General features: G+C 63.2%; 6 protein-coding genes. All 6 read right to left on the bottom strand.

The window, feature by feature from the left end:
* Nucleotides 1–2,064 (bottom strand): alkaline phosphatase family protein (locus WAN71_RS12395; RefSeq protein ID WP_422225610.1); only part of this gene is annotated, 2,064 nt, incomplete at its 3' end.
* Between the two features lie 625 nt (nucleotides 2,065–2,689).
* A complete protein-coding gene (locus WAN71_RS12390) occupies nucleotides 2,690–2,995 on the bottom strand; it encodes a deoxyribodipyrimidine photolyase (RefSeq protein WP_422225609.1) in 306 nt (101 codons plus the stop codon).
* A 28-nt stretch (nucleotides 2,996–3,023) separates the two neighbouring features.
* On the bottom strand, nucleotides 3,024–3,626 hold the full coding sequence (gene rfbC / locus WAN71_RS12385) for a dTDP-4-dehydrorhamnose 3,5-epimerase (protein WP_422225608.1): 603 nt from the start codon (nucleotides 3,624–3,626) through the stop codon (nucleotides 3,024–3,026).
* A 1-nt stretch (nucleotide 3,627) separates the two neighbouring features.
* Nucleotides 3,628–4,623, bottom strand: a complete 996-nt coding sequence (gene rfbB / locus WAN71_RS12380) for a dTDP-glucose 4,6-dehydratase (protein WP_422225607.1) — start codon at nucleotides 4,621–4,623, stop codon at nucleotides 3,628–3,630.
* Nucleotides 4,624–4,649: 26 nt separating this feature from the next.
* A complete protein-coding gene (locus WAN71_RS12375; RefSeq protein WP_422225606.1) occupies nucleotides 4,650–5,516 on the bottom strand; it encodes an LLM class F420-dependent oxidoreductase in 867 nt (288 codons plus the stop codon).
* A gap of 19 nt (nucleotides 5,517–5,535) precedes the next feature.
* The coding region (locus tag WAN71_RS12370) for an LLM class F420-dependent oxidoreductase (RefSeq protein WP_422225605.1) at nucleotides 5,536–6,247 on the bottom strand (712 nt) is incomplete at its 5' end.

The following is a 6,247-nucleotide window of genomic DNA, read 5'->3' as shown; positions in this document are numbered from 1 at the left end:
GGCGTACATGTCGTTGGCAGTGAGCGGGTCCAGAGTTCCCTTCATAGTTCGCAAGGCGTCTTCAATCGTGGCCATCAGGCTGTACTCGTTGTAGTAGTCACTGGTGGTGAAGGGGCCGGATTCCATCCCCCCATCCGTCACGGCGCCCCCGTTCGGGATGACGATCATTGGAACGTTGTTGCCCTCGTTACCGAAGCCCAGTGACAGGTTGTTGTTGTCCTCGTCGAACGTGACGATGATCGCGTCCTTTTGCGTCGGGTCAGTCCACGTTGGCGAGTTTTCAATGGCGGACACCTCTTGCTGGACGAACTGGTCGCCGGCCGCGACGTTGTACTGATGGTCCGTGAACTGGGTGGCAATGAATTGGGCAAGGCCAGAAGGAGTATCGACAGGGCCTTCCATGTTGTTGGCCTCGTTGGCTGCGATCCACGTGAATTCAGGGAAGCTGCTCGGGTCAGCGAGATTGGTGGGCAACTCCGTCAGCGGGAGCAGGTGTTCCTGCAGGTAGGCAGGGGTGTTGTTGAAGACGTAGCCGAATTGGGCAAAGGGTAATTCGTCGACGGAGTAGTCACCCGATGACACGATGTCACCTGGGGAGGGCATGCTCTGCGCGTAGCCGGCCCACGATATGCCCGCCTGATCCATTTCTTGCATGAGGCTGGGCGCGTCGATGACGTTCGAGACGGGGTTGTAGTCGATGCCGAAGTCCGATCCGCCCATAATCCGGAAGTAGTTAGGGTCGCTCGGGTGGCCCAGCGCGTAGTAGTTGTCGGCATATCCATTGGTGTCGATCAGGCTGTTGATGTACGGCGCGTTCGGGCTGCCGACGATGTCGCCGGCGCCCTTGTTCTCCATGTAGATCAGGAACACGTGATCCAGTTGGCCGACGTCGGACGTCGGTGTGGTGAGCGGCGCCGGGGTGAGGCTTGGATCTCCGACGGTGAACGATTCGTTGTCGGCGTAGGCGAAATTGTAGTTGCCGAGGAACGGGTTGTTGTCGGTGAAGGTCGTGGTCACCTGCGCGGAGGTGGTGCCCTCCGGGACCGTCCCGGAGATGTCGCGTTCCTCAAACCCGGTGATACCCAGGCGATCCCATACCGTGACCGGATTGAGCGAGCCGGTGCCCAGGACGTCCCCATGGGCGTCGAGGAAGGTGACCTGCACTGAGGCATCGGACGCGTTCAAGCCCTGGCCGCCGAGATCTGCACTCAGCGTGTACGGCGTTCCGGCTGCGCCGATGAGGTCGACGGTTTGGCTGATGGAGGAATTCGCCACGGGTCCGCCGCCGGCGAAATTGTCGCCGCCGCCCGGGGGCGCGGCCTGTGGAAAGTCGAAGATCTTTGGGAACGGAGACGACAATCCCAACGGATAACCGCCCTGGGTGCCGTAGGCGATCACGGTCGGGGTGCCGGTCTCCGTCCAGCCCGGAATGGTCACCCCGCTGAAGCCCGACCCGGACGGGTCTGCCGTTTCGAAGCCGGGGTTGACCAGCAAGTTCTGACTCATCGGCTGCGCACCATTGCCGCTGTCACCGAAGATCAATCCGCCACCTTGACCATCGGCCTGCGCCAGCGTGCCGCCCCCGACCCCATCAGCGCCGTTACAGATCAACCCACACGCACCGGTGGTGGGATCGACCAGGTTGAACCAACTATTGATCGCGGTGTCAACCTGCTGACCAAATCCGCTGTCAATCCAATCCTGCTCTAGCCCATGCAACCAGGCATCAACCGGACTGGCCGCCGCCACCGAGCCCACATCAGAAAGCGAACCCAGGCCCACCCCCGCCGTCGACTCGGTGGCACCCAGGCTCAGACTGCCCAGCTCGGAACCCGCCGCCGAACCGGCAGCCACATCACCCAACGAAGCGGTGATCGCATTGAGGACCTGGTCAATGACCACGTCAAACTCATCGGCCGTGGCTTTCGGCGCAGTGGCCAGCGGCCCCAGCCCCAGTGTCAAAAACATGCAGATCGCGCCGGTCAACCCGACTGCACGCTGACGACGGTGGGTCATCGCTTTGCTCGAGTGCGGATTGTGCTTGCTGCCGCGTCGATCAGCCATCGCTGGTACTTCCTAGACAAGGGGGCGCGGGGTCTCAGGTGCGCTTAAGGTAAACCTTGGGTTTTGTTTTTAGCAAGATTTTGAGCAAAATTTTTTCGGCAACTCCGCTTCTTTTCCCTGCCACCCCGCTTTGCAGCATTGATGCTGCTCAACGGCCATCTAACTTCCTTGGTCGGGGAAAGCAGGCGGTCGGCGGTTACACGAACACGACCCGCATGTCGATTTCCGGAGTCGCTCAGCATCCGCTAAGGAACCCGCAGGCTCAACAGCCCGACAGGCACTGGCCCGCATGGCGGCCCTCACCATCCATCAGAAGAGACGCCGGCAAGATGCCCGCGACCAAAATGTTCTTTCGCAATTCGGTGCCAACATCTGCTCAAAACTTATTGGGGTTGGGCTGATCAACAACTGCCCGACGCCACCGTCATCTGGACCTCACCGTCCGGGCAGACCTATGTGAGCACTCCGGGCAGCGCGCTGCTATTTCCCGGCCTGTGCGCAGCGACCGGCACGCTCGACGCCATCCCGCACCGGCCGCCAAGCGCGCCAAGCCGCGCAACGCCGCGAAGAAGCGCGGATCATCGCCAACGACGAACCGCCGCCCCTTCTAGCTAAAGGGTTGCGTTTAGTCCTTCTTGGACGGGATCACTATCACCACGATCAGCGTCAGAATGCTGAAGAAGAATCCGAGGATGCCCCAACCGAATGGGTTGCGGCCCTTCATCGCGGCGATCACGGCGCAAATAATCGACGAGATGATACCTCCGATGAGGAGGAAAATGAGCTTGATGCTGTGCAGAATAAAGCCTGCGGCCTCGGGCTGGCTGTATGCGGCCAGTACCAATTGATGGAAAATGATGACCTCCTCTGCGCCGGACGGGTTCTCAGTGCTCGTGCTCCGGAATCGGATACCCGCGAAAGCCGGAGTCAAACCGACGGCTCCAGTTCCATGCCGCGGGTTAACGTTTGCGGAGCTCTGCTACGAAGTCCTTGGTCTCTTCCCAACTCGGCAGCAGACCGGCGGCGCGCACTTCGTCGAGGGTGGGCGCTGCGGCATCCCGGTCAGACAACACCAATTCGTGTCCGCTCGGCCAGTCGATCGCCAGCGCCGGGTCGGTGGGGGCAATGGTGTGTTCGCGTTGCGGGTTATATTCCGCTGAACATAAGTACATCACCGTCGAGTTATCTTGTAGCGCAAGGAATCCGTGCGCGAGGCCCTCGGAGAGGTACACCGACTTGTGGTTATGGTCGTCGAGCACCACTGAATCCCACTGGCCGAAAGTTGGTGAGCCAACCCGGATGTCGACGGCGACGTCGAAAATCGATCCGGAAAGGCAGGTCACATACTTGGCCTGACTCGGTGGCAGCTGGGCGAAATGCAGGCCGCGCAGCACACCGGCCGCCGACACCGAACAGTTGGCTTGCCGCACGTCCAGTCGGTGACCGGCGAACCCGGTGAAGCCCCGGCCGGTGAGCCACTCGAAGAACAGCCCACGCGAATCGGAATGCAGTTGCGGGGTGATCTCCCATGCGCCGGCGATGTCGAGCTCACGGGCCTGCATGTCACTGACCCCGCTGCTGGTAGCGGGCCTCGACGGCAGCTTTCAACGGACCCCACCATGATTCGTTTTCCCGGTACCAGTCGATGGTAGCGCGCAGGCCCTCGGTGAAGTCGGTATGCTTTGGCGCCCAGCCCAATTCGTCGCACAGCGACGTCGGGTCGATGGCGTAGCGCAGGTCGTGACCGGCGCGGTCGGCGACATAATCGAAGTCGTCGGGATCGCGGCCCATCAGCTGCAGCAGCGTCTGCAGCACCGATAAATTGTCGCGCTCGCCCTCGGCGCCGATCAGGTAAATCCGGCCGGCCTGGCCGCGGGTGAGAATTCGCCGAACCGCGTCGTTGTGGTCATCGACGTGGATCCAATCCCTGACGTTGGCCCCCTTGCCGTACAACTTCGGCCGGCGCCCGGTGAGCACGTTGGTGATCTGGCGGGGAATGAACTTCTCCACATGCTGATAGGGCCCATAGTTGTTGGAGCAGTTCGAAATCGTCGCACGCACGCCGTAGGAGCGCACCCAGGCTCGCACCAGCATGTCGGCGCCGGCCTTGGTCGACGAGTACGGACTCGACGGGTTGTAGGGCGTGGACTCGGTGAACCGCTGCGGATCGCCGAGCGCAAGATCGCCGTACACCTCGTCGGTGGAAACGTGATGCAGCCGCACCCCGTGTCGGCGCACCGCCTCCAGAATGGTGAACGTCCCGATCACGTTGGCCCGCAGGAACGGCGCCGGGTCGTCCAACGCGTTGTCGACGTGGGTTTCGGCCGCAAAGTGCACCACCGCGTCGGAGTCGGCAACCAGTCGGGAGACCAGCTCGGCGTCGGTGATGTCGCCCTGGACCAGCCGGATGTCGTTTTCGACGGGAGCCAGCGATTCGCGGCTGCCGGCATATGTCATGGCGTCCAGCACTGTCACCGCGTCGTCCGGGTGCTCGCGCACAGTGGTGTGCACGAAGTTGGCGCCGATGAAACCAGCGCCGCCGGTGACCAGCAGCCGCATGGGGAAACCTTAGCTGGGCGGCGTGGTCAGCTTGTCGGCGTCAGCCCCAGCGGCCCGGCCAGTTCGCTCAGGGCAGGCAGCAGCGTCTCTGGAGTCCAGGCGCCCAGCACCTGGATCGCCACGTGATCGGCGCCGGCCTCCACATGCTCGTTGAGACGCTGCACGATGGCCTCGGGGGTGCCGTAAGCCACCACCGAGTCGATCAGCCGGTCGCTGCCGGGCTTGCGCACGTCGTCTTCGCTGAACCCCAGCCGCAGCCAGTTATTCACGTAGTTGCTCAGTCCCAGGTAGTGGTCGACGGTCTCGCGGCCAATCCGGCGGGCCTCGTCGGCGTCGGTGCTCAGCACCACCTTGTGCTCCGGTGCCAAGAACACCGAGTTGCCCATCTCTTCGCGCGCTTTGGCCGTGTGTTGGGGCGTGGTCAGATACGGATGCGCGCCCGCGCTGCGCTCGGCGGCCAGTTTCAGCACCTTGGGGCCCAGCGCCGCAAGAACTCGACGACTGGTCGGCACCATGTCGGAGTCGAGTTCGTCGAGGTAGCCGACCAGCGCGTCGTAGGGCTTGACGTACTCCTCGGTGTGCTCGCGGTGGCCTACCCCGATGCCCAGCAAAAACCTTCCCGGATGGGCGCTTTCGATGCGTTTGTACGACTGGGCGACCGCCGGCGCCGGCGCGGACCAGATATTGACGATGCCGGTCGCCAGCTGCAGCGAATTAGTCTGCGCCAGAGCCGGATCCACCCAGTCCAGTTCCGCATCCGGCGATCCACCGATCCAGGCAGCGCCATAACCGAGCGATTCGATCTGCGTGGCCAGCTCGGGTTTGATTGAGCGGAAACCCAGCCATACGCCGTACCGGCCCAGGTCGGGTTTCAGCGATGCTGCGTCGGTCATCTAGGTCCCCTCTGGTTCGTCAAGACTGATTCAGCCCAAGCGGCCCCGCCAATTCGGCCAGCGCCGGGACCAGGTTCGCATTTTTCGTCAGCACCTGAACGGCCACGTGGTCGGCGCCGGCGTCGAGATGTTCATTCAACCGGGCGGCTATCGCGTCGGTCGTGCCGTAGGCCACCACGGCGTCGACGAGTCGGTCGCTGCCGGGGCGAATGATGTCGTCGTCGGTGAATCCCAGCCGCCGCCAGTTGTTCAGGTAGTTGGCGAGGTTGAGGTAAATATCGAGTGCCTTACGGCCGACGGCCCGGGCGCGGTCCGCGTCGGTGGTCAGTACCACCTTGTGCTCGGGCGCCAGAAACGCCGACGGGCCGATCAGTTCACGGGCCTGCGCGGTGTGCTCCGGCGTGGTCAGGTAGGGATGCGCTCCGGCGCTGCGCTGCGCCGAAAGCTTCAGCACCCGTGGGCCCAGCGCGGCAATCACTCGGCGCTCGGCGGGCACGCCGTAGTCGTCGAGGCGGTCGAGATACTCCACCAGCGCGTCGTAGGGCTTGCGGTATTCGCTGACCGCCTCGGGATGCCCGACGCCGATACCCAGCACGAACCGGCCGGGGTAAGCCTTGTCGATGCGGTGGAACGACTCGGCGACCGGCTTGGCCGGCGCCGACCAGATGTTGACGATGCCAGTGGCCACCTGCAGGGTGGTGGTCGCTTCGAGGATGGGCTCCACCCACTCC

The organism is Mycobacterium sp., assembly GCF_049280035.1.
In the GTDB taxonomy this organism is placed as follows: Bacteria; Actinomycetota; Actinomycetes; order Mycobacteriales; family Mycobacteriaceae; genus Mycobacterium.
Note: the sequence above shows the minus strand (reverse complement) of the source record. Positions and strands in the feature narration are given on the sequence as shown.